Origin of the sequence: Frigoribacterium sp. PhB107 (genome assembly GCF_003751515.1) — a bacterium.
Classification (GTDB): Bacteria; Actinomycetota; Actinomycetes; order Actinomycetales; family Microbacteriaceae; genus Frigoribacterium.
Window position 1 is genome coordinate 438,296 of sequence record NZ_RJKU01000001.1, and the last position, 22,604, is coordinate 460,899.

A 22,604-nucleotide genomic window follows, 5' to 3' on the forward strand; every position below is an offset into this window, starting at 1 on the left:
CGTCGGGTCGTGCACGAGTCGGGACAACGTTACTCGTTCCCGGTCAGTCGACCGTCGGGCGGGCGTCGCCGTCGCTGACGACGTCGCCGTCCGCGTCTCGCCAGGCGAGCATGCCGCCCTCGACGTTCACGGCCCGCAGGCCCGCGCGCCGGAGCGCGGCCGTGGCCCGCATCGAGCGCATGCCCGAGTGGCAGACGACGAGCACGTCGCGGTCCGAGGGGACCTCGTCGACCCGCTCGGCCAGCTCGGAGAGCGGGAGGAGCACGGCCCGCGAGGCGTGGCCCTCGTCCCACTCCGACTGCTCGCGCACGTCGAGGAGGTAGGCGCCGTCGCCCACCAAGGCCACCGCCTCCTGCGCGGTCACCTCGGGCATCGAGGAGGCGGGGCCTCCGCCCAGGGGCGCACTCACGACGCGATCACCGAGGCCGCGGCGGCGTCGGCGTCCCGCGCACGATCGTCGCGCTTGCGGTCGTCGCGCTTCTTGATGTCGGGCTCGCCGATCCGGAGCGTCGCGTAGAGCGGGGACGCGATGAAGATCGTCGAGTAGGTGCCCACCAGGATGCCGATGAAGAGGGCGAGCGAGATGTCACGGAGCGTGCCGGCACCGAGGACGAACGCGCCGATGAAGAGGATCGCGGCGACGGGCAGCAGGGCGACGACCGAGGTGTTGATCGACCGGACCAGCGTCTGGTTGATCGCGAGGTTGATCGACTGGCCGAAGGTGCGCCTGGAGCCCTCGCCGTCCTCTGCCGTGTTCTCGCGGATCTTGTCGAACACCACGACGGTGTCGTAGAGGGAGTAGCCGAGGATGGTGAGGAACCCGATGACCGCGGCGGGCGTGACCTCGAAACCGACGATGCCGTAGATGCCGGCGGTGAGCACGAGGTCGTGCAGCAGCGCCGTCATGGCGGCGAGCGACATCTTCCAGGTGCGGAAGTAGAGCGTCATGCCGATGGCCGCGAGAATCAGGAAGATCACGAGGCCCTTGATGGCCTGGCCCGTGATGTCGGCACCCCAAGAGGCGCCGATGAACGAGGAGGTCACCCGCTCGGCGGGCACGTCGTAGGCCGTCGCGAGGGCGTCGGCCACGTCGTTGGTCTGTGTCGCCTCGAGCTGCGAGGTCTGGACGCGGATGGTGTCGCTGCCGACCTGGGTGACCCGGGGGTTCGCGCCCGGGGCGACGTCGTCGACCGTCCGCGTCGCGAGGTCCTGGTCGAGCTCGGCGGGCTGGGCCACCTGGAACTCGGAGCCGCCGGTGAACTCGATGCCGAAGTGGTAGCCGCCCCGGAGGAACGGCACCGTCGCGCAGATCACGATGACGAACGCGGCGATGATGTACCACGTGCGCCGACGGCCCACGATGTCGTAGGAACGAGCCCCCGTGTAGAGGTCGTTGCCGAACTTGGAGAAGCTGGCCATCAGCTGTCCTTCCCTTCACCGCGCGCTGAGTCGTCGACCCGGGTGCTCGTGCTCTCTGCCGCCTTGCGTTCGGCGATGGTCTGGCGCTTGGCCGCCTCTCGTCCGCCCGCGCCCTTTCGGGCCCCCGTGGGGACGGGGGTGCGGAACTGGGCCCGACCGCGGTACACGGCGCCGAGCGCCTTCGGGTTCAGCCCGCTGAACGCGTGGCCCTCGCCGAAGAACCGCGTGCGGGCGATCAGCTGCAGCATCGGGTGCGTGAAGAGCGCGACGACGATCAGGTCGATCACCGTCGTGATGCCGAGCGTGAGGGCGAAGCCCTTCACGTTGCCCACCGCGAGGATGAACAGGGTGATGGCGGCGAGGAAGTTCACGGTGTCGGAGGCGACGATCGTGCGGATCGCGCGCTTCCAGCCGGACTCGACGGCGCTCTCGAGGATGCGGCCGTCGCGCAGCTCGTCGCGGATGCGCTCGAAGTAGACGATGAACGAGTCGGCCGTGATGCCGATCGCGACGATCAACCCCGTCACGCCGGCGAGGGAGAGCCGGTAGCCCTCTCGCCAGGACAGGATCGCGATCACGAGGTACGTGAGAAGCGCGGCGATCATCAGCGACAGGACGGTGACGAAGGCGAGCGCGCGGTACTGGATCAGCGAGTAGATCACGACGAGGATCAGGCCGATGAGGCCCGCGATCAGGCCGCTCACCAGCTGGGTCTGGCCGAGGGTCGCAGTGATGTTCTCGTTGCTCTGCACGGAGAAGCTGATCGGCAGGGCGCCGAACTTGAGCTGGTCGGCGAGGGTCTTCGAGGTGTCCTGCGTGAACGTGCCCGTGATCTGGGCCTTGCCGTCGGTGATCGCGGCGTTCGCGGACGGGGCCGTGATGACCTGGTTGTCGAGCGTCACCGCGAACTGGTTCTGAGGGGCCTGGAGGGCGACCAGTCGTGACGTGACGTCGCTGAACCGGTCGGTGCCCTGGCGGTCGAACTCGAGGTTGACGGCCCACGTGTTCGTCGAGTTGCCCTGCGAGTCGGTGGCGAGGCCGTTGGTGGCGTCGCTGATGTCGCTGCCCTGCACCTCGACCGGGCCGAGGATGAACTTGGCGGTGCCGTCGGTCGAGCAGGTGACGAGCGGCTCGTCGTCGCGAGCGGTCGACAGGTCGTTGTCGGCGGCGCACTGGTAGTTCGTGTACTCGTCCGCGAGCTGCTCCGTGATCCAGTTCAGGTCGGAGGCGTTCGTCGGCGAGGCCGTCGGAGTCGAGTTGAGGTCGGGGTTCGGCGTGTAGGGCGTCGCCGAGGGGCTCGCCGTGGCGTCGGCGTCGCCGCCGACCGCGGCGTTGCTCACTGCCTCGGTGTAGAGCACGGGCCGGAAGGTCAGCTTGGCCGAGGCCTCGATGCGCTCGAGCGTCTCGTTGTCGGGCCGACCGGGGATCGACACGACGATGTTCTGCGCGCCCTGGCGGGTGATCTCCGACTCGGAGACGCCGGCGCTGTCGATGCGCTGGCGGATGATCGTGACGGCCTGGTCGAGCTGCTGGCTGGACACGGACTGGCCGTTGTCGAGCTGCGCGGCGAGGGTGATCTGCGTGCCGCCCTGCAGGTCGAGCGCCAGCTCGGGGACCCAGCTCGCACCGTCCCACCAGCCGTCACGGCCCGAGTCGTTGAGGGCGGTGGCGGTGCCGTTCAGCGCGGCGAGGCCGGCGATGATGACGAGCAACCACGTCAGGGAACGAATTGCCTTCTTGACCGGCGTCGAACGTGCCACGGAGGTTCTGCTTTCTCATGGGAGCGCGCGCCCCGAGGGGCGCGCGTCGTCGTCTGGGCCGGAGCCCACGAGTGGGCCCCGGCTGTCGGCGGGTCAGGCCTTGTTCGGCTTGTCCGTGTCGGTGGTGGAGTCGAGGCGCGTCTCGTCGACCCGCTCGCCGTAGGCGGGCGACGTGCGGTCGGCGGTCGTGGTGTCGTCGACGATCAGGTCGTCGGCCGGGCGGGCGTCGAGCTCGTCCGCGTCGGAGACCACGGCCTCGTCGGCGACGACGGGCTCGACGACGCGGCCCAGGGTCTGGCGGTGCACGCGCAGGACGGTGCCGGGCGAGACCTCGACCTCGGCGGTGTTGGCCTCGTCGTCGATCGACACGAGCGTGCCGTAGACGCCGAAGCTCAGCATCACCTCGACGCCGGGGACCATCTTCGACTGCAGCGTCGCCTGCTGGGCGTCGCGCTTGCGCTTGTTGCGGAACATGAAGAAGACGAGGACCACCAGGAGGAGGACCATGATGATTGTTGTGGCGTCCATGAGGAACTGCCTTTCGAAGCTCGTGGGGATGGGCGGCGCGGGCGGTGGTGAGGGTGCCTCGCGCCGACAGGCCTAGCGGCGATCATAGTTCATCGCCGAACAGCGCCCCTGACGGGCGCGGCAGCCCGAAGTGCCGCCAGGCCTCCGGCGTGGCCACGCGGCCCCGGGGGGTGCGGATCAGCAGTCCGATGCGGACGAGGAACGGCTCGACGACGGACTCGATGGTGTCCGCCTCTTCTCCGACCGACACAGCGAGCGTGCCGAGCCCGACGGGCCCGCCGCCGAATCTCGTGAGCACGGTCGACAGGACCTCGCGGTCGAGCCGGTCGAGGCCCAGGTCGTCGACGTCGTAGAGGGCCAGGGCGTCCCGCACCGTCGCCAGGTCGGCGTCCCGTCCGTGGACGAGCGAGTAGTCGCGGACCCGACGGAGCAGGCGGTTCGCGATGCGCGGCGTGCCGCGGCACCGACCGGCGATCTCGGCCAGGGCGTCGCCGTCGACGGGGATGCCGAGCAGGGTCGCGGCGCGGCGGAGCACCTCGGTGAGCTCGGCGGCGTCGTAGAACTCGAGGTTGGCCGTGAAGCCGAACCGATCGCGCAGGGGGTTCGGCAGCATGCCGCTCCGCGTGGTGGCGCCGACGAGCGTGAACGGCGACAGCTCGAGCGGGATGCTCGTCGCGCCGGCGCCCTTGCCGACCATGATGTCGATCCGGTAGTCCTCCATGGCGAGGTACAGCATCTCCTCCGCCGAGCGCGCCATGCGATGGATCTCGTCGATGAAGAGCACCTCGCCGGGGACGAGGGCCGAGAGCACGGCGGCGAGGTCGCCTGCGTGCTGGATCGCTGGTCCGGACGACATGCGGAGCGGCCGGCCGCTCTCGTGCGCCACGATCATCGCGAGGGTGGTCTTGCCGAGCCCGGGAGGACCCGCCATGAGGATGTGGTCGGGGGTGCGCCCCTGCATCGACGCCGCCTTGAGCAGCAGCTCGAGCTGTCCGCGCACCTTCTTCTGGCCGACGAACTCGTCGAGCGAGGTAGGGCGGAGCGCCCCCTCGAAGGCGAGCTCCGCCTCGGACTCGACGACGGGTCGCGTGAGGTCGGCGTCGGTCACGCTCGGGCGCCCAGCGACTTCTGCGGGCCGAGGTGGCCGAGTGCAGCACGCAGGAGGGAGGGCACGGAGACGGCGACGTCGGGCCCGCGGTCGGCGACCACCGAGTCGACGGCGGCCTGCGCCTCCCTCTCGGACCAGCCCAGCCCGACGAGCGCCGTGAGGACGTCGGCCGAGGTCGAGGAGGCGGCGGTCACGGAGGGCGCGGCTACCCGGACGTCGAGCTTGCCCGCCAACGAGAGGACGATCAGCTTCGCGGTCTTGGGCCCGATGCCGGACACACGTCGGAAGGGCGCGTCGTCGTCGTCGGCGACCGCGTGCGCGACCTGCGACGGGCTGAGCGTGGCGAGCACGCCCTGCGCCGACTTCGGGCCGACGCCGGTGACGCTCCGCAACAGGTCGAACACCTCGAGTTCTTCGAGCTCGGCGAAGCCGAAGAGCGAGAGGTCGTCTTCTCGCACGATCAGCGTCGTGAACAGCTGGAGCGTCGTGCCGACCGTCGCCGTGAGGGCGAGCTGGGGCGTCACTCCGACCCGGAGGCCGACTCCCCCGACCTCGACGACGACGCTGGTTCCGGAGGCGGACAGCACGGTGCCGCGGACGCTCGAGATCATCTGCCCAGCCTAGGAGTCCGCGCCGACTTCTCCGCCTCGCGCCACGCCTTCTGCGCGGCCGTGAGACCGCCGCCGGCCGGTGCCGAGGGGAGGCCGCCACGACGCCACGCATGGCAGATCGCCAGCGCCAGGGCGTCGGCGGCGTCGGCCGGCTTCGGCGCTTCGGCGAGGCCGAGCAGGCGGGCGACCATGGCACCGACCTGGGCCTTGTCCGCCGAGCCGTAGCCGGTCACGGCCGCCTTGACCTCGGACGGCGTGTGCATGGCCACGGGGACGGAGCGCTCGGCGGCGGCGCGCAGCGCCAGACCGCTCACCTGGGCGGTGCCCATCACGGTCGACAGGTTGTTCTGCGCGAAGACACGCTCGATGGCCATCGCGTCGGGGCGGTGCTCGTCGACCAGCTGCTCGATGCCACGCCCGATCGTGAGGAGGCGCTGCTCGAGCGGCATGTCGGCCGGCGACCGGATGACGGTCACCGCCACGAGGGTGGCCCGGCGGGTCGCGTCGACCTCGACGACGCCGACCCCGCAGCGGGTCAGGCCGGGGTCGATGCCGAGCACCCGCAGGGTCACCTCGGCGGCTCAGTCGTCGTCGTCGTCGAGCGCGGCCTGCACGTCGGCGGGGACGTCGTAGTTGGCGTAGACGTTCTGCACGTCGTCGTCGTCGTCGAGCGCGTCGACGAGGCGGAACACCTTGCGGGCGGTCTCGAGGTCGACCTCGATCTTGAGGCCGGGGACGAACTCGACGTCGGCGGAGTCGTAGTCGATGCCCGCCTCCTGGAGCGCCGTGCGCGCAGGCACCAGGTCGGACGGCTCGGTCACGATCTCGAAGCCCTCGCCGCGGTCGGTGACCTCTTCGGCGCCGGCGTCGAGCACGGCGGCCAGCACGTCGTCCTCGCTGAGCTCGCCGGTCTTCATGACGGCGATGACGCCCTTGCGGCTGAAGTTGTAGGCGACGCTGCCCGGGTCGGCCATGGTGCCGCCGTTGCGCGACATGACCGTGCGGACGTTCGCCGCCGCGCGGTTCTTGTTGTCGGTCAGGCACTCGATCAGCAGGGCGACACCGTTGGGGCCGTAGCCCTCGTAGACGATGGTCTGGTAGTCGACGGACTCGCCGCTGAGGCCCGCGCCGCGCTTGACGGCGCGGTCGATGTTGTCGTTGGGGACCGAGGTCTTCTTGGCCTTCTGGACGGCGTCGACGAGCGTCGGGTTGCCGGACATGTCGGCCCCGCCCTGCTTGGCCGCGACCTCGATGTTCTTGATGAGCTTGGCGAACGACTTGGCGCGACGGCTGTCGATGACGGCCTTCTTGTGCTTGGTCGTGGCCCACTTGGAATGCCCGGACACGGTGCTCCTCACTTCCGGTTGACGATCCGGACCATCCTACCGGCAGGCCCGCCGCCGGGGCGGCAGCGACGGGTCAGGACCGGGCAGGGCGCAGGATGAGGAGGCGCGTCAGCGCGAGGACCAGGCGCGAGCCTTGTCGAGGAACCGCGCGTGGAACCGGAGCTCACCGGTCACCTCGGGGTGGAACGACGTGCCGAGCAGGTTGTCCTGCTCGACGGCGACGACGCGGCCGTCGTCGAGCACGCCGATCGCGGTGGCGAGCGGGCCGACCTCGGCGACCACGGGCGCCCGGATGAAGACGGCGTGCACGGGGTCGTCGCCCACGACGGGCACGAGGAGATCGGTCTCGAAGGACTCGTTCTGGCCGCCGAAGGCGTTGCGGCGCACGGCGACGTCGAGCCCGCCGATCGTGCGCTGCCCCGTCAGGTGTCGGCTCGCCGGCCCGTCCACGACGCGGTCGGCCAGCATGATCAGCCCGGCGCAGGTGCCGTAGAGGGGCAGGCCCGCGTCGACGGCCGCGCGCAGCGGCTCGGCCATGCCGAAGGTGCGGCTGAGCTTGTCCATCACCGTGGACTCGCCGCCGGGGATCACGAGACCCGACACCGACGCGAGCTCGTCGGGCCTGCGTACCGGGACGGCGACCGCCCCGAGCGAGGTCAGGACCGCGAGGTGCTCACGGAAGTCGCCCTGGAGGGCGAGGACCCCGACCCGCGGGGCCGCCGCCTCCTCGTGTCGGCTACCAGCCACGCTCGGCGAGGCGGTGCGGCGCGGGCAAGTCGGGCACGTTGATGCCGACCATGGCCTCGCCGAGGCCGCGCGACGCGTCGGCGACGACCTGCGGGTCGTCGAAGAACGTCGTGGCCTTGACGATCGCGGCGGCTCGCTCGGCGGGGTTGCCCGACTTGAAGATGCCGGAGCCCACGAAGACGCCGTCGGCACCCAGCTGCATCATCAGCGCCGCGTCGGCGGGCGTCGCGACGCCGCCGGCGGTGAAGAGGACGACGGGCAGCTTGCCGGTCTCCGCCACCTCCCTGACGAGCTCGTACGGCGCCTGCAGTTCTTTCGCGGCCACGTACAGCTCGTCGGTCTTGAGCCCCTGCAGCTGCGCGATCTCTCTCGAGATGGTGCGGATGTGCTTGGTCGCCTCGGACACGTCGCCGGTGCCGGCCTCGCCCTTGGACCGGATCATGGCGGCACCCTCGGTGACGCGACGGAGCGCCTCGCCGAGGTTCGTCGCACCGCAGACGAAGGGGACCGTGAAGTTCCACTTGTCGATGTGGTTGACGTAGTCGGCGGGGCTCAGCACCTCGGACTCGTCGATGTAGTCGACGCCGAGCGTCTGGAGGATCTGTGCCTCGACGAAGTGGCCGATGCGCGCCTTCGCCATGACGGGGATCGAGACGGCTGCGATGATCTCGTCGATCATGTCGGGGTCGCTCATGCGGGCGACGCCGCCCTGCGAGCGGATGTCGGCGGGCACGCGCTCGAGGGCCATGACGGCGACGGCGCCCGCCTCTTCGGCGATCTTCGCCTGCTCGACGTTGACGACGTCCATGATGACGCCGCCCTTCAGCATCTCGGCGAGACCGCGCTTGACGCGGTCCGATCCGGTCGTGCTGCCGGCGGACGGGACGGAGGTGGGGGTGCTGTCGCTCATGATGGCCTCAGTTTAGGCGCTGCCCGGGGGCGTGCGTCGCCGATGTGCCGCTCGTCACCGAGTGGCCTGGTCTCCCCCGGCGGGCCACGCGGCCGCCAGCGCCTCGCGGACGTCGCCGAGCAGCTGGGTGACGGCCTTGGTCTGGGCGATGATCGGGAAGAAGTTCGAGTCGCCGCCGTAGCGCGGCACGACGTGCTGGTGCAGGTGCTCGGCGATGCCGGCACCGCCGACCGACCCCTGGTTCATGCCCATGTTGAACCCTTGGGCGTGTGAGACCTCGCGGACGACGCGCATGGCGGTCTGGGTCAGGGCACCGATCTCGGCGACCTCGTCGGGCGTGGCCAGGTCGTAGGTCGAGATGTGCCGGTAGGGGCAGACCAGCAGATGGCCGGGGTTGTACGGGTACAGGTTCAGCAGCACGAACGCGTGCTGTCCCCGGGCGACGATCAGCGCGTCGTCGTCGCTCCGAGAGGGAGCGGCGCAGAAGGGGCACGCGTCGTCGTGGGCGCCCTGGCCGCGGCTGACGTACACGGCACGGTGCGGCGTCCAGAGGCGCTGGAACGCGTCGGGCGCCGACGCGAAGTCGTCCGACGACTCGACGCGCGCCGACCCGTGGTCGGCCGGGTCGACGTCGGCCGGCAGCTCGTCGGCGCCTGCCCCCACGGTCAGACCTGGGCCTTCGTCTCGATCGCCTCGAGGATCTTCGCCACGGCGTCGGCGACGGGCACGCCGTTCTCCTGGGAGCCGTCGCGGTAGCGGAAGCTCACGGCGCCGGCGGTGCGGTCTTCTTCGCCCGCGATGAGCTGGAAGGGCACCTTCGACTTCGTGTGCGTGCGGATCTTCTTGGGGAACCGGTCGTCGCCGTGGTCGACCTGGGCGCGGACGCCCTTCTCCCGCAGCTGGCGGACGACGTCGTCGAGGTAGTCGCCGTACTCGTCGGCCACGGGGACCGCCACGACCTGGACCGGGGACAGCCACACGGGGAAGGCCCCGGCGTAGTGCTCGGTGAGGACGCCGAAGAAGCGCTCGATGGTGCCGAACAGCGCGCGGTGGATCATCACCGGACGCTGCCGGGTGCCGTCCGCGGCCGCGTACTCGAGCTCGAAGCGCTCGGGCAGGTTGAAGTCGAGCTGGACGGTCGACATCTGCCAGGTGCGGCCGATGGCGTCGCGGGCCTGCACCGAGATCTTGGGGCCGTAGAACGCGGCTCCGCCCGGGTCGGGGACGAGCTCGAGTCCGGACTCCTCCGCGACCTCGCGGAGGGTCTGCGTCGCGGTGTCCCAGATGTCGTCGTCGCCGACGTACTTGACCGGGTCCTTCGTCGAGAGCTCGAGGTAGAAGTCGGTCAGGCCGTAGTCGCGGAGCAGGGACAGGACGAAGTTCAGGGTGCCGGTCAGCTCCTCCTTCATCTTCTCGCGCGTGGTGAAGATGTGCGCGTCGTCCTGGGTCATGCCCCGCACCCGGGTGAGCCCGTGGATGACGCCTGACTTCTCGTTGCGGTAGACGGTGCCGAACTCGAAGAGGCGCATCGGCAGGTCGCGGTACGACCGGGGCTGCGAGCGGTACGCGAGGATGTGCATCGGGCAGTTCATCGGCTTGAGGTAGTAGTCGGCGCCCTGGCGGGTGACCTCGCCCTCGTCGTTCCGGGCCTCGTCGAGCTTCATGGCCGGGAACATGCCGTCCTTGTACCAGCCGAGGTGGCCCGAGGTCTCGAACAGGCTCGCCTTGGTGATGTGCGGCGTGTACACGAAGTCGTAGCCGGCGGCCTCGTGGCGACGACGGGAGTAGTCCTCCATCTCGCGACGGATGATGCCGCCCTTCGGGTGGAAGATCGCGAGGCCCGAGCCGATCTCGTCCGGGAACGAGAAGAGGTCGAGCTCGACGCCGAGCTTGCGGTGGTCGCGCTTCGCCGCCTCCTCGAGGCGGGCCTGGTACTCGCGCAGTTCGTCCTTCGTGGGCCAGGCGGTGCCGTAGATGCGCTGCAGCTGCGGGTTCTTCTCCGAGCCGCGCCAGTAGGCGGCGGCGACGCGCATCAGCTTCGTGGCGTTGCCGAGGACGCGGGTGCTCGGCACGTGCGGGCCGCGGCAGAGGTCGGACCAGAGCACGTCGCCGGACTTCGGGTCGACGTTGTCGTAGATGGTCAGCTCGGCGCCGCCGACCTCGACGGACTCGCCGTCGTCGCCGATCTCGTCGGCCGAGCCGCCCTTGAGGCCGATCAGCTCGAGCTTGTAGGGCTCGCCGGCGAGCTCGGCACGGGCCGCGGCCTCGGTGACGACGCGGCGGCGGAAGCGCTGGCCCTGGCGGATGATCCGCTCCATGCCCTTCTCGATCGCCTTGAGGTCGTCGGGGGTGAAGGGCTCGGCGACGTCGAAGTCGTAGTAGAAGCCGTCGGTGACGGGCGGGCCGATGCCGAGCTTCGCCTCCGGGTTGATGCCCTGCACGGCCTGTGCCATGACGTGCGCGGCCGAGTGCCGCAACACGGCCAGGCCGTCGGGCGAGCCGATGGTGACGGCCTCGGCGACGTCGCCCGCGTGCAGCTCGGACGCGAGGTCGCGCAGCTCGCCGGCGACGCGCATCGCGACGACGCCCTTGTCCGTGAACAGCTCGAGCCCCGTCGTGGTCTCGGTCGCCTCGACGGTCTCAGGCGCGGCGGAGAGGGCGGCGGGGGCAGGCTGGTCTGACACGGTGGAGGGCTCCTGACGATCGAGGGGACGCGCGCCAGTTTAGTGCCGTCGGCAGCGGCGGCCTCCGCCGGTCAGGCCTCCCTCGGCGCCGTCCAGCCCAGGTCGAGGTCGTGCTGGTCGACCTCGCCGGGACCGAGCTGCCAGACGTACTCGTTCTTCAGCTTCGCGCCGTCGCGGGCGAAGGGGCCTGTCCGGTGCGCGTAGAAGGCGACGGTGGGGAGGGTCGCGGGCGCCGCGGTGCGGATCGCGTTCGAGAAGTCGAGGTTCAGGCGCCTCAGGCCGCTCACGACGACGTCGCGCCACGGGCCGGTGTCCAGGTCTCCGGCGTGGGCCGAGAGCTGCAGCGCGATGTGGAGCTGACGGTCGCCCGCCGCGTCCTCGAAGGCGATGAGCCGGTGGTTCTCGACGGCCTGCAGCAGGGCAGGGTCGCCCTGGAGCACGTCCCGGAGGGCGTCGGGCGCGACGACGGCGCCGTTGTAGTCGACCGAGAGGTCGCTCCGGCCGTAGTGGAACAGCAGCGGCAGGTCGAGGAACTTCTCGGCGACGACCGCCGACAGCCCCTTCTCGCGCAGCACCGGCAGGACGTCGCGCATCCGGGTGACGTGGCCCCGGTCGTGGATGTTGTAGCGGATGCGGGGGCTGATGTTCTCGGCGCGGGCGATCGTGACGACGAGCTCGCCGGCGTCGTTCGTCTCGATCAGGTACCCGAACGGGTTGAACTGGAAGATCATCGGCAGCACGCCGTACTCCTGCTGCCGGGTGAGCCGGGCCGCGAGGTCGGGGTCGTCCGCGATCGCGCGGCGGAGTGCCACAGTGAACTCGGTCTCGATGCCGAGGTTGATCTCGAGGTCGCTCGCGCCGTACGAGCCGAGGACCGCGCGGGCGTACTCGAGGATGTGTCCGCGCATGTTCTCGCTGATGCCCTCGCCCCCGAACGCGGCGACGATGGTGTACTGCGACCAGTCGAGCCGGTCGTCCTCGAAGAGGCCCTTGAGGAACGGCGGGTAGCTGAGGATGACGTAGGTGAAGCCGGTGCCGAACTCGCGCATCGTCTGGATGATCTTGTCCGGGTCCGGTCCGATCGACTTGATCATCGTCGACTCGGTGAGCGAGGCGGTGACGTTCATGCCGGTGGCCCAGGCGCCGAGCGAGAACGCGTTGAGCACGAACGGCGGGTGCGGCAGCTCGGCCGACGTGCGCGCGAACCCGAGCTGCAGCAGCTGTCTCGTGGCCTGGCGCTCGTCGGGGCCGCGCACCCAGCTCGTCGGCACGCCCGAGCTGCCCGACGACTCGTCGACGACCACGCCTCGGCGCGGGAGGCGGCCGCCGAGGCAGCGCTCGGCGATGCTCCAGCGCTTGACGTACGACTCCTTGTCCATCTCGGGCAGTCGGGCGAAAGCCGCCTCGACGCCGTTCCGCGTGTCGAGTCGACGGCCCTGCCCGTGCTCGCGGAGGAACGCCCGGTAGGCGGGGACCGACCGCGCCGCTCGCTCCATGGTGCGCCAGGCACGCCAGCGCCCGAGCCGCCAGCGCAGCGGCTCGATGCCGGGGACGAGCAGGAGGCGGTGCGTCTCGACCCGGGGCATCGCGAGCTTCACGAGGCCGTCGACGACCCGGAGGAGCGTGAAGACCACGAGCCGCTTCATCGTCCCTCCCCCGCCCCGATCGTCATCGCGGCGGCCGGGCGTCGATGGGCCACGGGCGGCGGAGCGCTCCGCCCCAGCCGGAACAGCATCCAGGCCATCCGCCCGTCCTGCTCGTCGACGTCGACGGCGCGGACGAACGCGGCGTGCGACCGCGGGTTGGTGACGACGGTGCCGAACGGGTGCAGGGCGACGCCGTGCCGCGACAGCTCGAGCCACACCTCGAGGAACGTCCGGCCCGCCTCGACGTGGTCGGCGGGGCCCGCGAACGGGCCCTCCAGCCAGGCGAGCTGGCGCACGCCCTTCATGGTGCCGAGGTAGATCCGCCTGACGGCGTCGCCGACGACGGGCGCCGTCCAGAGGCCACGGTGGCCCATGGCGAACCGGAGCACCGGCCCCGGCATCAACATGGTCTCGGCGCTCAGGCCGTCGCCGGTCTCCGCGGCCTGCTTCGCCGAGAAGCGCAGCCAGGTCATGATCTCGGCGTGCACGTCGTCGTCCTGCAGGTCGTCGAAGAGCGTCTCCTGGTTGATGCGGACCACGTCGTCGACCGTCGCGGCGTCGGTCGTGCTGCGGAGCAGGTGCCCGTGGGAGGCGGCGATGGCGCGGGCGCCGGCCAACACCTCCTCGTCCACGGTCGTCGCGTCGTAGGGGCGGCGCGACGTCTGCCGGGCGAGGAAGGCGCCACGGGCGGCGCGGTCAGCGTCGGTCGCCTCGTGCGGCTCGATCACGACCTCGGCCAGGCGGTGCAGCCGGGCGTCCCCGCCGAAGTCCATCGGCGAGAGGTCGAGCGTCTCGCGGACGACGAAGCCCTGGGCGCGGGCGACGATCGCGAGGCCGGCGAGGAACACCCCTCCGCAGACGTGGGCGAACGGGATGCCGAACGACTCGGCGGGGAGGCCCCGGTCGAGGTCGTACCAGACGGTCGCGGTCGTCGCGGAGGTCGGCTGCACGACGATCGGCTGCGAGTTGTGCGGCGACGGGTAGTGCCGCGCCTGGTCGATCAGTGCCGGCCAGGGCGTCGTCGGCCGGTCGCTCCCCCGAGGTTCCATGGGCCGACACTAGTGCGGCGACTCGCCCGGGCACCTGCACCTCAGGGATGAACCCTGGACCGCCGCGCCGGGGTGCCCTCGAGGGTCAACGAGCCGAGAGCTCCGCGCCGCAGGCCTCGGCGGCGACCCAGGCGAGCATGCCGCACTTCACCCGCATGACGAACTTCGAGACGCCGTGCAGCGCGACGGCGTCTCCGAGCACCTCGTCGTCGGGCTCCCCCGCGCCCCGCGACCGCATCATCGTGCGGAACTCGCCGACGAGCGCCGCGAGCTCGGGCAGGGTGCGGCCCGGGGCCAGGCCGGACAGGACCGACGCCGACGCCATCGAGATGCTGCAGCCCGCGCCCTGCCAGCGCAGGTCGGCCACGCGGTCGGTGCCCGGCTCGAGCCGGACCCGCACGGTGATCTCGTCGCCGCAGGTCGGGTTCCGCTCGAAGTGCTCGGCATCGGCGCCGGCGAGCTCGCCGTCGCCGTGCCGCGCCTTCGCGTGGTCGAGGATCACCTGCTGGTAGAGCGAGTCGAGGGAGGCGCTCATCGGGCGTCCTCCGCCCCGAAGTAGCTGCGGACCCCGGCGACGCCGGCGACCAGACGGTCGACCTCGGCGACGGTCGTGTACAGGTAGGTGCTCGCCCGCGTGGTCGCGGTCACGCCCAGCCGCCGGTGCAGCGGCTGCGCGCAGTGGTGGCCGACGCGCACGGCGATCCCCTGGGCGTCGAGGTACTGGCCGACGTCGTGCGCGTGCACGCCGTCGACGACGAAGCTGGCGAGGCCCGAGCGCGGCACGCCGGCGGGCGGGCCGACGACGCGGACGCCGGGGAGCGCGGACAGGCCGACCACCAGCTGCTCGGCCAGCGCCTCCTCGTGGTCGCGGACGCGCTCGAGGCCGACGGCCTCGAGGTAGCGGACGGCCTCGGCGAGGGCGACGGCCTGCGAGACCGGCTGCGTGCCGGCCTCGAAGCGCTGGGGCGCGGGCAGGTACTCGGCGGACTCGAGCGTCACGGTCGTGATCATCGAGCCGCCGGTGCGGAACGGGGGCAGGGCGTCGAGCAGCTCGCCGCGGCCGACGAGCACGCCGATGCCGGTCGGCCCGAGCATCTTGTGGCCGGAGAACGCGGCGAAGTCGACGCCGAGCGCACGGAAGTCGACGGGGCGGTGGGGCACCGACTGGCAGGCGTCGAGCACGACCAGCGCGCCGACCCCGTGGGCGAGCTCGACCAGCTGCTCGACGGGCGCCACGAGCCCGGTCACGTTCGACACGTGGGCGAAGGCCAGCACCCGCGTGCGCTCGGTGACGACGCCTCGCGCGTCGTCGAGGGTCCAGACGCCGTCGTCGTCGACCGGCACGACGCGCAGGACGGCGCCGGTGGTGGCCGCCACCTCCTGCCAGGGCACGAGGTTCGCGTGGTGCTCGGCCTCGGTCACGACGATCTCGTCGCCCGGGCGGAGCGCGAAGCGGCGGGCGGCCTCGCCGCCGCGGCCGAGGGTCGCCGCCGTGAAGCCGTGCGCGACCAGGTTGATCGCGTCGGTCGCGTTCGCCGTCCAGACGACCTCGTGGGAGGCGGCGCCCACGAAGCGCGCGACGGTCTCGCGTGCCTCCTCGAACGCCTCCGTCGCCAGCGCGGCGAGGGTGTGTGCGCCGCGGTGCACGGCCGAGTTGTCGGCCTCGAGGAACCGGCGCTCGGCGTCGAGCACCGAGCGCGGGCGCTGTGCCGTCGCACCGGAGTCGAGGTAGGCCAGGGGCTCGCCCGAGACCTGCTGCCCGAGGATCGGGAAGTCGGCGCGGAGCCGCTCGACCTCGACGTCGTCGAGGGGGCGGGCGGGGCCGGCGGTGGTCTGTTGCGGTGTCTGAGTCACGGTGTCCCTTCCCGACGATCGTAGCCAGGGCCGGTCGGCGGTCGACGGGGGCAACGAACAGCGTGCCCGTCCTGTTCCCGCGCCGCCGCCTCCTGCGCCTTCGTGACGGCGCGTGACACAGGAACGTGACACCGGCGGGACCGAGGACCACCATCGGCACATGACGAACCAGAGGATCGAGACCAGCCACGCGGGCAGCCTGCCCCGCACGCCCGAGCTCATCGCGGCCAACGACGCCCGCCGCCTGGCCGACGACGGCCTCACGCTCGAGCGCACGCCCGAGTTCGACGAGCTGCTGACCGCCGCGGTGGTCGACCTCGTGCGCCGCCAGCAGGACCTCGGCATCACCGTCGTCGGCGACGGCGAGTACGGCAAGGCCATGACGAGCGCGGTCGACTACGGCGCCTGGTGGTCGTACTCGTTCCAGCGGGTCTCGGGCCTCACGGTCACGGGCGCGGACATCTTCTCGCAGGAGCCGGTGCGCTCGTCGCCGGGGAACGTGCGGCTGACGTCGTTCCCCGACCGGCGCGACTGGACGATCTTCGCCGACGCCTACCAGGACCCGACCTCGGGCATCAGCACGGGCAAGACCGCGACCGCGTTCCCCAGCACGACGGGGCCGCTCGCCTACGTCGGCCAGGCGGCCATCGCCTCCGACATCGCCAACCTGAAGGCGGGGCTCGCGGCGACCGGCGCGGACCCGTCGTCCGGCTTCATCACGTCGCTGTCGCCCGGCAGCGGCGCGCGCATCGCGAACGACTTCTACGCGACGGAGGAGGAGCACATCTGGGCCTGGGCCGAGGTGCTGCGCGAGGAGTACACGGCGATCGTCGAGGCCGGCCTCACGGTGCAGATCGACGACCCCTCGATCGCCGAGAACTGGGACCAGATCGTCCCCGAGCCGAGCGTCGAGGACTACCGCGCGTTCACGCGCATCCGGGTCGAGGCGCTGAACCACGCCCTGCGCGGCCTGCCCGAGGACCAGATCCGGTTCCACCTCTGTTGGGGCAGCTGGCACGGGCCGCACACCACGGACATCGAGTTCCGGCACATCGCCGACCTCATGCTCGAGATCACCGCCGGCGCGTACTCGTTCGAGGCGGCCAACGTGCGGCACGAGCACGAGTGGAAGGTCTGGCGCGACCTCGACCTGCCGGCGCACAAGAAGATCATCCCCGGCATCGTGAGCCACGCGACGAACGTGGTCGAGCACCCCGAGCTCGTCGCCGACCGCATCGAGGCCTTCGCGTCCGTCGTAGGGCCCGAGCGGGTCGTCGCCTCGACGGACTGCGGCCTCGGCGGTCGCATCCACCCGCAGATCGCCGTGGCGAAGCTCGCCGCGCTCGGCGAGGGCGCGCGCATCGCGAGCTCGCGGCTGTTCGGCTGAGGCGAGGTCAGTCGTCGAGGGGCTTGAGCACGCGGCGGAGGAACTGCTGCGTGCGCGGCTCGCGGGGGCGGTTCAGCACCTCGGCGGGGGCCCCGCGCTCGACCACGACGCCGTCGTCCATGAAGACGACCTCGTCGGCGACCCGGCGCGCGAACTCGAGCTCGTGCGTGACGACGACCATCGTCCAGCCCTCGTCGGCGAGCTCCTTGACGACGGTGAGGACGTCGCCGACGAGCTCGGGGTCGAGGGCGCTCGTGGGCTCGTCGAAGAGAAGCAGCTCCGGCCGGAGGGCCAGGGCGCGGACGATGCCGACCCGCTGCTGCTGGCCGCCCGAGAGCTCGACCGGCCAGGCGTCGCCTCGGGAGGCGAGGCCCACCCGCGTGAGGAGCTCGCGGGCCTCGGCCCGCGCCTCCTCGGGGTCACGGCCCTGGACGCGGATCGGCCCCTCGACCACGTTCTGCAGCACCGTGAGGTGCGGGAACAGGTTGAAGTGCTGGAACACCATCGACGACCGGTCGCGGAGGGCGAGCAGGTCGCGCTTCGCGACCTTGCCTCCGAATTCGACGACCCGCCCGTCGGACAGGGTCGCCCGTCCGCCGTCGGGGACCTCGAGGCTGTTCAGGGACCGCAGCACGGTCGTCTTGCCCGAGCCTGACGGCCCGATGATCGCGACCACGCGGCCGCGTCGCACCTCGAGGTCGATGCCCTTGAGCACCTCCGTGGCGCCGAACGACTTGCGGAGGCCCTCGACGCGGAGGACGAGCTCGGCAGCCTGGCCGGGGCGGGTGGGACGGGAGGAGGCGCCGGACAGGGGCGGGTCAGCGGGCGACATGTCGGTCCAGTCTCTTCTCGAGGGCGTCCTGCCCGAACGACAGCACGAGGCAGATCACCCAGTAGATCAGGGCCGCCTCGAGGTAGATCAGCAAGAACTGGTTCGACACGGTCGCGATCTGCTGCGCCTGCCGGAACAGCTCGACGACGAGGATGACGCTGGCGAGCGAGGTGTCCTTGACGAGGCTGATGAACGTGTTCGACAGCGGGGGCACCGAGACGCGCGCGGCCTGCGGCAAGATGATGCGCCGCAGCGCCAGGGCGCGCGACATGCCGATGGTGTGCGCCGCCTCCCACTGGCCCTTGGGAACCGAGAGGATGGCCGCCCGGATCACCTCGGCCGCGTACCCGCCGACGTTGAGCGAGAACGCGATGATCGCGCTCGGCCACGGGTCGAGCCGCACGCCGATCGACGGCAGCCCGTAGAAGACGACGAACAGCTGCACGAGCAACGGCGTGCCCCGGATCACCGACGTGTAGAACCGCGCCAGCCCGGACAACCAGGCGCGCCCCGACAACCGCATCATCGCGACGACGAGGGCGATGACCAGGCCGATCGCCATGGAGGCGAGGGCCAATGGGATCGAGGCGACCAGGGCACCCGACGCGATCGGCCAGAACGCCCGGCCGAAGAGGTCGAGTGAGGACTGCACGTTACTCGCTGACGTCCTGGCCGAAGTACTTGTCCGAGATCTGGGCCAACGTGCCGTCGGCCCCCAGCTCGGCCAGGGCGTCGTCCATCGCCTGCACGAGGTCGTCGCTGCCCTTGGTCGTCACGAGCGCCGAGCGCGACACGTCGTCGGTCGTCGCCGCGATCTTGATCGCCGCCGCCTGCTCGGGGTTGGTCTTCACGTAGTCGAGGAAGGTCAGTTCGTCGTTGACGGTGGCGTCGATGCGGCCCTGCTCGACGAGGGCGACCGACTGGGCCCAGCCCTCGACGACCTGCACGTCGGCGCCGGCGTCCTTCGCCGTGTCGTAGAAGTTGCTCGACTGCGACTGTGCGGTCGTCTTGCCCGCGAGGTCGGCGAGCGACGTGATCGAGGTGTCGTCGGCGGCGGTCACGACGACGCCGCGGCTGACCGTGTACGGCGTCGAGAAGTCGAAGGTCGCCTCGCGCTCGTCGGTGATCGAGATCTGGTTCGCGACGACGTCGAAGCGGCCGGCGTCGAGGCCCGCGAGCAGCGCGTCGAACTGGGTCTCCTGGAAGCTGGGCTCGACGCCGAGCTTCTCGGCGACGGCAGTGGCCACGTCGACGTCGTAGCCGGTCAGGGCTCCCGAACCGCCCTCGTGGTAGGTGAAGGGCTGGTAGGTGCCCTCGGTGCCGATGACGAGCACGCCGGCGTCCTGGATGTCGGAGAGGCTCTTCGCCGCGCTGGTGTCCGCGGTGGCGCTCCCGGTCTGCGAGACGACGTCGTCGGTCGAGGCGGGCGCGCACGCCGTCAGCAGCAGCGCTGCGGCGGAGGCGACGCCGACGGCGAGGATCCGGGTCGTGCGGGAGAGGCGAGGAGTCGAGAACGTCACGGGTGGTCTTCCTGGTCGATGAGCGGCCCGGGTCTGCCGGGCCTCCGACCCTAACCGCGCAGGCGCGGCGGTGATTCCCCGTGTCGTCTCATGACGTCGGCGAGGGTGCTCGGGGCAGCGTCAGCGGGCGGCGAGGGCACCCGGCAGGTCGACGCCCGAGCCGGCGTCGAGCCGGAGGTGCTCGTGGGCGACGCCGTCGGCGGACAGCGCCACGAGGCTGAGCGAGAGCGAGCCGAACCAGGTGCCCTGCAGCAGGTCGGCCCGGACCAGCGCCTCCTCGTCGGACAACGGCAGCGCGCTGCTCTCGCGCAGCAGGTCGAGCCACGGCCGCCAGCTGCCCTCGTCCTGCTCGGGAAGCGGGCCCACCGGTGCGGCGACGCCTCGGAACCGGGGCAGCCAGCGCGCCACCCGGGCCACCTGGTCGTCATCGGGCGCACCGTGCGTGAGGACGTGGACGCCCGGCGAGAGCCGCAGGCTCGCGAGCCGGTCGCCGTCCCAGCTCGTGTGCACGGCTCCGGAGGCGTCGGCCGAGAGGAGGTTGAAGGTGCGCGTCGAGGGACGTCCGGTCGGCAGTCGGCCGGCGGACACCGCCTCGAGCGGGAGCGCCCCGCGGGTGCGCCAGCCCCCCTCGGGGACGGGCGGCTGCTCCCGCCGGTTGAGGACGACGGAGGCGCGGGCCGGCCCGGTCGCCGTGGCCAGCCAGGCTCCCCCGGCTTCGCGGTCGTGCAGGCCCTCGACGCGGTCGCCGAGCTCGGGCCACCAGGCGGCGGGAGGATCCCAGGGGCGGTCGGCCGACTCGTCGCGGAGCCCGAGGAACACCACCGGCCACTCGGTGCCAGGAGCGACGGACACGACGACGGTGCACACGGTGCGGCCTCCTCCGGCACGATCCGTCGGCATGCGGCATCGTGGTGGCTGCAACGCTACCCGCCGACGGGCACCAGCTCGGCGGCCGACCGACAGGGCACCATCGTGACCGACAGCACCATCGTGACCGACAGCACCGCCGCAGCCGCAGACGACCACGCGGTCGGTCCCGACGCCCGCCGGCTGACCGTCGTCGTCGGCATCTGCGGCGGCATCGCCGCCTACAAGGGCGTGTCCGTGGTGCGCGAGCTCGTGCTCCGGGGCCACGACGTGCACGTCGTCCCCACGGAGGCGGCCCTCCGGTTCGTCGGCGCCCCCACCCTCGAGGCGATCAGCCGCAATACGGTGCACACCTCCGTCTTCGACGACGTCGCCCAGGTGCGACATGTCGCCCTCGGCCAGCAGGCCGACCTGATCGTCGTCGCGCCGGCGACCGCGCACACCCTCGCGAAGCTCGCCCACGGGCTGAGCGACGACCTGCTCGGCACGACCGTCCTCGCGAGCACGGCGCCGCTCGTCGTCGCGCCGGCGATGCACACGCAGATGTGGCAGGCGGCCTCGACCACCGACAACGTGGCGCTGCTCCGTGCGCGGGGCGTCGTCGTGGTCGGTCCCGACGACGGCCCGCTGACCGGCGGCGACAGCGGCCCCGGCCGGCTGAGCGAGCCCGACGTGATCGTCGACGCGGCGCTCGCGGTGGTCGAGGGCCGGGCCGAGGAGGCGCGACGGCGTGACCTGGCCGGTCGCGACCTCGCCTCCCGGGTCGTCGTCGTCACGGCCGGCGGGACGCGCGAGCCCCTCGACCCGGTGCGCTGGCTCGGCAACCGCTCCAGCGGCAAGCAGGCCCTCGCCGTCGCCCGCGAGGCCACGGCCCGTGGCGCCCGCGTGGTCTTCCTCGCGGCCCACGTCGACGACGAGGTCGCGGCTGCGGTCGCGCAGCTGGCGGGCGTCGAGGTGCGGACCGCCGGCACCGCGGCCGAGCTCGACGTCGCCACCACGGCGGCCGCCGAGGAGGCCGACGTCGTCGTGATGGCGGCCGCGGTCGCGGACTGGACGCCCGCCTCCGTCGCCGACGCCAAGCTGAAGAAGGACGACGCGGGCGACCGCTTCACCCTCGACCTGGTGCGGACCGTCGACGTGCTGGCCGGCCTCGTGGCACGGCGCCGGACGGGCCAGGTCGTCGTGGGCTTCGCCGCCGAGACCTCGACCGGGCGGGACGACCTGATCGCCCTGGGCCGCCGCAAGCTCATGCGGAAGCCCGCCGACCTGCTCGTGCTCAACCAGGTCGGCTGGGCCGAGGGCTTCGGCCGGGACGAGTCCGTCGCGGTCCTGCTCGGCCGGGACGGCGCCGTCGTCGGGGAGTCGAGCGGCACCAAGGCGGACACGGCGCGCGCCCTGCTCGACGCCGTGGTCAGCCTGCTCGGCGCTGCTTCAGCCACAGCACGAGAGTGAAGCTGAAGACGACGAGCACCATCCACGACCCGATCTTGCTGGGGTGCACGATCGACCAGCCGTCGGCCTGCGAGGCGTAGGTCCAGGCGCCCATCAGGGTCGCGGCGTTCTCGGCGACCCAGATGAAGAAGCCGATCAGGGCGAAGGCGACGAGCAGGGGCATCCTCCGGTCGCGGCCCCGCACCCGGAACGTCACCCCCTTGCGTCCCAGCAGCACGACGGCCACGCCGAGCAGCGCCCAGCGCAGGTCGACGAACCGGTGGTTCGTGAAGAAGTTGACGTAGAAGGCGAGCGCGAGGGCGAGGGTCGGCAGCATCCGCAGCCGGTCGACCCGCAGGTCGAGACGCCGCCAGGCCTGGCAGACGTAGCTGCCCACCGCCGCGTACATGAAGCCGCTGTAGAGCGGGACCTCGCCGATCCGCAGCACGCCCGGCTCCGGGTACGACCACGACCCGACCGCCACCTTGAACACCTCGAGACCGAGGCCGAGCAGGTGGAACAGGCAGATCACGACGAGCTCGTCACGGGTCTCGAGGCGCGTCGCGACGAAGACGACCTGCACGAGCACGCACCAGACCAGCATCGCGTCGTAGCGCGGCAGCCCGACGTCGACGACGCTCGTCAGGGCGAGGCCCGCGAGCACGGCCACGGCGAACGCGCACGAGAGCGCCTGCTGCACGCCGAACGCGACGAGGTCGCGACCGACCTCGAGGAGGCGGTCGGCGCCTCCTGCGCGGCTGCCCGCGACGGATCGTGCACCGGTCACGACGCCCTCCTCCCGACGCCGGTGGTCGACGTCGGGTCGACGCTACGAGCAGCGGGCCCGACGGCGCGTCGTCCTCAGGGAGCACCTGGCTCGTCCGTGGTGAGGAGATCGACACGTG

23 protein-coding genes are annotated in these 22,604 nt (G+C 71.7%); 2 read left to right on the top strand and 21 right to left on the bottom strand.

All coding sequences use genetic code 11. From position 1 onward, the window contains the following. Positions 1-43: 43 nt before the first annotated feature. The 16 genes from EDF18_RS01970 to EDF18_RS02045 all read right to left on the bottom strand — a co-directional run bounded on the left by EDF18_RS01970 (position 44) and on the right by EDF18_RS02045 (position 15,662). Positions 44-409: a rhodanese-like domain-containing protein gene (locus EDF18_RS01970; RefSeq protein ID WP_233568942.1), complete on the bottom strand. Its 366-nt coding sequence runs from the start codon at positions 407-409 to the stop codon at positions 44-46. Beyond that, on the bottom strand, positions 406-1,419 hold the full coding sequence (gene secF / locus EDF18_RS01975) for a protein translocase subunit SecF (protein ID WP_123545928.1): 1,014 nt from the start codon (positions 1,417-1,419) through the stop codon (positions 406-408). Before secF ends, EDF18_RS01970 begins: the two co-directional genes overlap by 4 nt. Then, positions 1,419-3,179 (bottom strand): protein translocase subunit SecD, encoded by a 1,761-nt coding sequence (gene secD / locus EDF18_RS01980; protein ID WP_123545930.1) that lies wholly within the window; start codon positions 3,177-3,179, stop codon positions 1,419-1,421. Before secD ends, secF begins: the two co-directional genes overlap by 1 nt. A gap of 93 nt (positions 3,180-3,272) precedes the next feature. Continuing rightward, positions 3,273-3,707: a preprotein translocase subunit YajC gene (gene yajC / locus EDF18_RS01985; RefSeq protein WP_123545932.1), complete on the bottom strand. Its 435-nt coding sequence runs from the start codon at positions 3,705-3,707 to the stop codon at positions 3,273-3,275. Positions 3,708-3,789: 82 nt separating this feature from the next. Further along, on the bottom strand, positions 3,790-4,815 hold the full coding sequence (gene ruvB / locus EDF18_RS01990) for a Holliday junction branch migration DNA helicase RuvB (RefSeq protein ID WP_123545933.1): 1,026 nt from the start codon (positions 4,813-4,815) through the stop codon (positions 3,790-3,792). Then, the gene (gene ruvA, locus EDF18_RS01995; protein WP_123545935.1) at positions 4,812-5,426 is read right to left on the bottom strand and encodes a Holliday junction branch migration protein RuvA; all 615 of its coding nucleotides are present in this window, start codon (positions 5,424-5,426) and stop codon (positions 4,812-4,814) included. The genes ruvB and ruvA overlap by 4 nt, the downstream gene beginning before the upstream one ends. Continuing rightward, complete coding sequence (gene ruvC / locus EDF18_RS02000) at positions 5,423-5,998, bottom strand: crossover junction endodeoxyribonuclease RuvC (RefSeq protein WP_123545937.1); 576 nt, start codon at positions 5,996-5,998, stop codon at positions 5,423-5,425. Before ruvC ends, ruvA begins: the two co-directional genes overlap by 4 nt. Before the next feature lie 9 nt (positions 5,999-6,007). Then, on the bottom strand, positions 6,008-6,772 hold the full coding sequence (locus tag EDF18_RS02005; protein ID WP_123545939.1) for a YebC/PmpR family DNA-binding transcriptional regulator: 765 nt from the start codon (positions 6,770-6,772) through the stop codon (positions 6,008-6,010). A 108-nt stretch (positions 6,773-6,880) separates the two neighbouring features. Then, on the bottom strand, positions 6,881-7,519 hold the full coding sequence (pdxT, locus tag EDF18_RS02010; RefSeq protein WP_123545941.1) for a pyridoxal 5'-phosphate synthase glutaminase subunit PdxT: 639 nt from the start codon (positions 7,517-7,519) through the stop codon (positions 6,881-6,883). Beyond that, a complete protein-coding gene (gene pdxS / locus EDF18_RS02015) occupies positions 7,509-8,429 on the bottom strand; it encodes a pyridoxal 5'-phosphate synthase lyase subunit PdxS (RefSeq protein WP_123545943.1) in 921 nt (306 codons plus the stop codon). Before pdxS ends, pdxT begins: the two co-directional genes overlap by 11 nt. 54 nt (positions 8,430-8,483) lie before the next feature. Beyond that, entirely contained in the window at positions 8,484-9,092 is a 609-nt protein-coding gene (locus EDF18_RS02020) for an HIT domain-containing protein (RefSeq protein ID WP_233568943.1), read from the bottom strand. A 2-nt stretch (positions 9,093-9,094) separates the two neighbouring features. After that, positions 9,095-11,005, bottom strand: coding sequence for a threonine--tRNA ligase (gene thrS, locus EDF18_RS02025; protein ID WP_233569043.1), 1,911 nt, complete (start codon positions 11,003-11,005; stop codon positions 9,095-9,097). A gap of 179 nt (positions 11,006-11,184) precedes the next feature. After that, positions 11,185-12,759 carry a phenylacetate--CoA ligase family protein gene (locus tag EDF18_RS02030; protein ID WP_123545947.1) on the bottom strand — a complete coding sequence of 525 codons (1,575 nt, stop codon included), beginning with the start codon at positions 12,757-12,759 and terminating at the stop codon, positions 11,185-11,187. Beyond that, positions 12,756-13,808, bottom strand: a complete 1,053-nt coding sequence (locus tag EDF18_RS02035) for a hypothetical protein (RefSeq protein ID WP_123545949.1) — start codon at positions 13,806-13,808, stop codon at positions 12,756-12,758. Before EDF18_RS02035 ends, EDF18_RS02030 begins: the two co-directional genes overlap by 4 nt. A gap of 85 nt (positions 13,809-13,893) precedes the next feature. Beyond that, positions 13,894-14,343: a Fe-S cluster assembly sulfur transfer protein SufU gene (gene sufU, locus EDF18_RS02040; protein ID WP_123545951.1), complete on the bottom strand. Its 450-nt coding sequence runs from the start codon at positions 14,341-14,343 to the stop codon at positions 13,894-13,896. Then, a complete protein-coding gene (locus EDF18_RS02045; protein ID WP_233568944.1) occupies positions 14,340-15,662 on the bottom strand; it encodes an aminotransferase class V-fold PLP-dependent enzyme in 1,323 nt (440 codons plus the stop codon). The genes sufU and EDF18_RS02045 overlap by 4 nt, the downstream gene beginning before the upstream one ends. A gap of 160 nt (positions 15,663-15,822) precedes the next feature. Between EDF18_RS02045 and EDF18_RS02050 the strand changes: the two genes are divergently transcribed. After that, on the top strand, positions 15,823-17,049 hold the full coding sequence (locus EDF18_RS02050) for a cobalamin-independent methionine synthase II family protein (protein ID WP_123545954.1): 1,227 nt from the start codon (positions 15,823-15,825) through the stop codon (positions 17,047-17,049). Between the two features lie 7 nt (positions 17,050-17,056). On the opposite strand, the gene EDF18_RS02055 is transcribed toward EDF18_RS02050, so the two are convergent. The 4 genes from EDF18_RS02055 to EDF18_RS02070 form a co-directional block, all read right to left on the bottom strand. Continuing rightward, complete coding sequence (locus EDF18_RS02055) at positions 17,057-17,881, bottom strand: amino acid ABC transporter ATP-binding protein (RefSeq protein ID WP_123545955.1); 825 nt, start codon at positions 17,879-17,881, stop codon at positions 17,057-17,059. After that, positions 17,868-18,533 (bottom strand): amino acid ABC transporter permease, encoded by a 666-nt coding sequence (locus tag EDF18_RS02060; RefSeq protein ID WP_233568945.1) that lies wholly within the window; start codon positions 18,531-18,533, stop codon positions 17,868-17,870. Before EDF18_RS02060 ends, EDF18_RS02055 begins: the two co-directional genes overlap by 14 nt. Before the next feature lies 1 nt (position 18,534). Then, positions 18,535-19,401, bottom strand: coding sequence for a transporter substrate-binding domain-containing protein (locus EDF18_RS02065; protein ID WP_233568946.1), 867 nt, complete (start codon positions 19,399-19,401; stop codon positions 18,535-18,537). Positions 19,402-19,521: 120 nt separating this feature from the next. Then, positions 19,522-20,268 carry an NRDE family protein gene (locus EDF18_RS02070; RefSeq protein WP_158614598.1) on the bottom strand — a complete coding sequence of 249 codons (747 nt, stop codon included), beginning with the start codon at positions 20,266-20,268 and terminating at the stop codon, positions 19,522-19,524. Positions 20,269-20,451: 183 nt separating this feature from the next. On the opposite strand from EDF18_RS02070, the gene coaBC reads away from it, so the two are divergent. Then, positions 20,452-21,720, top strand: coding sequence for a bifunctional phosphopantothenoylcysteine decarboxylase/phosphopantothenate--cysteine ligase CoaBC (gene coaBC, locus EDF18_RS02075; RefSeq protein WP_123547229.1), 1,269 nt, complete (start codon positions 20,452-20,454; stop codon positions 21,718-21,720). Here the strand turns inward: coaBC and EDF18_RS02080 are convergent. Beyond that, positions 21,680-22,486 (bottom strand): DUF817 domain-containing protein, encoded by an 807-nt coding sequence (locus EDF18_RS02080; protein WP_123545958.1) that lies wholly within the window; start codon positions 22,484-22,486, stop codon positions 21,680-21,682. The genes coaBC and EDF18_RS02080 overlap by 41 nt on opposite strands. Positions 22,487-22,604: the final 118 nt, after the last annotated feature.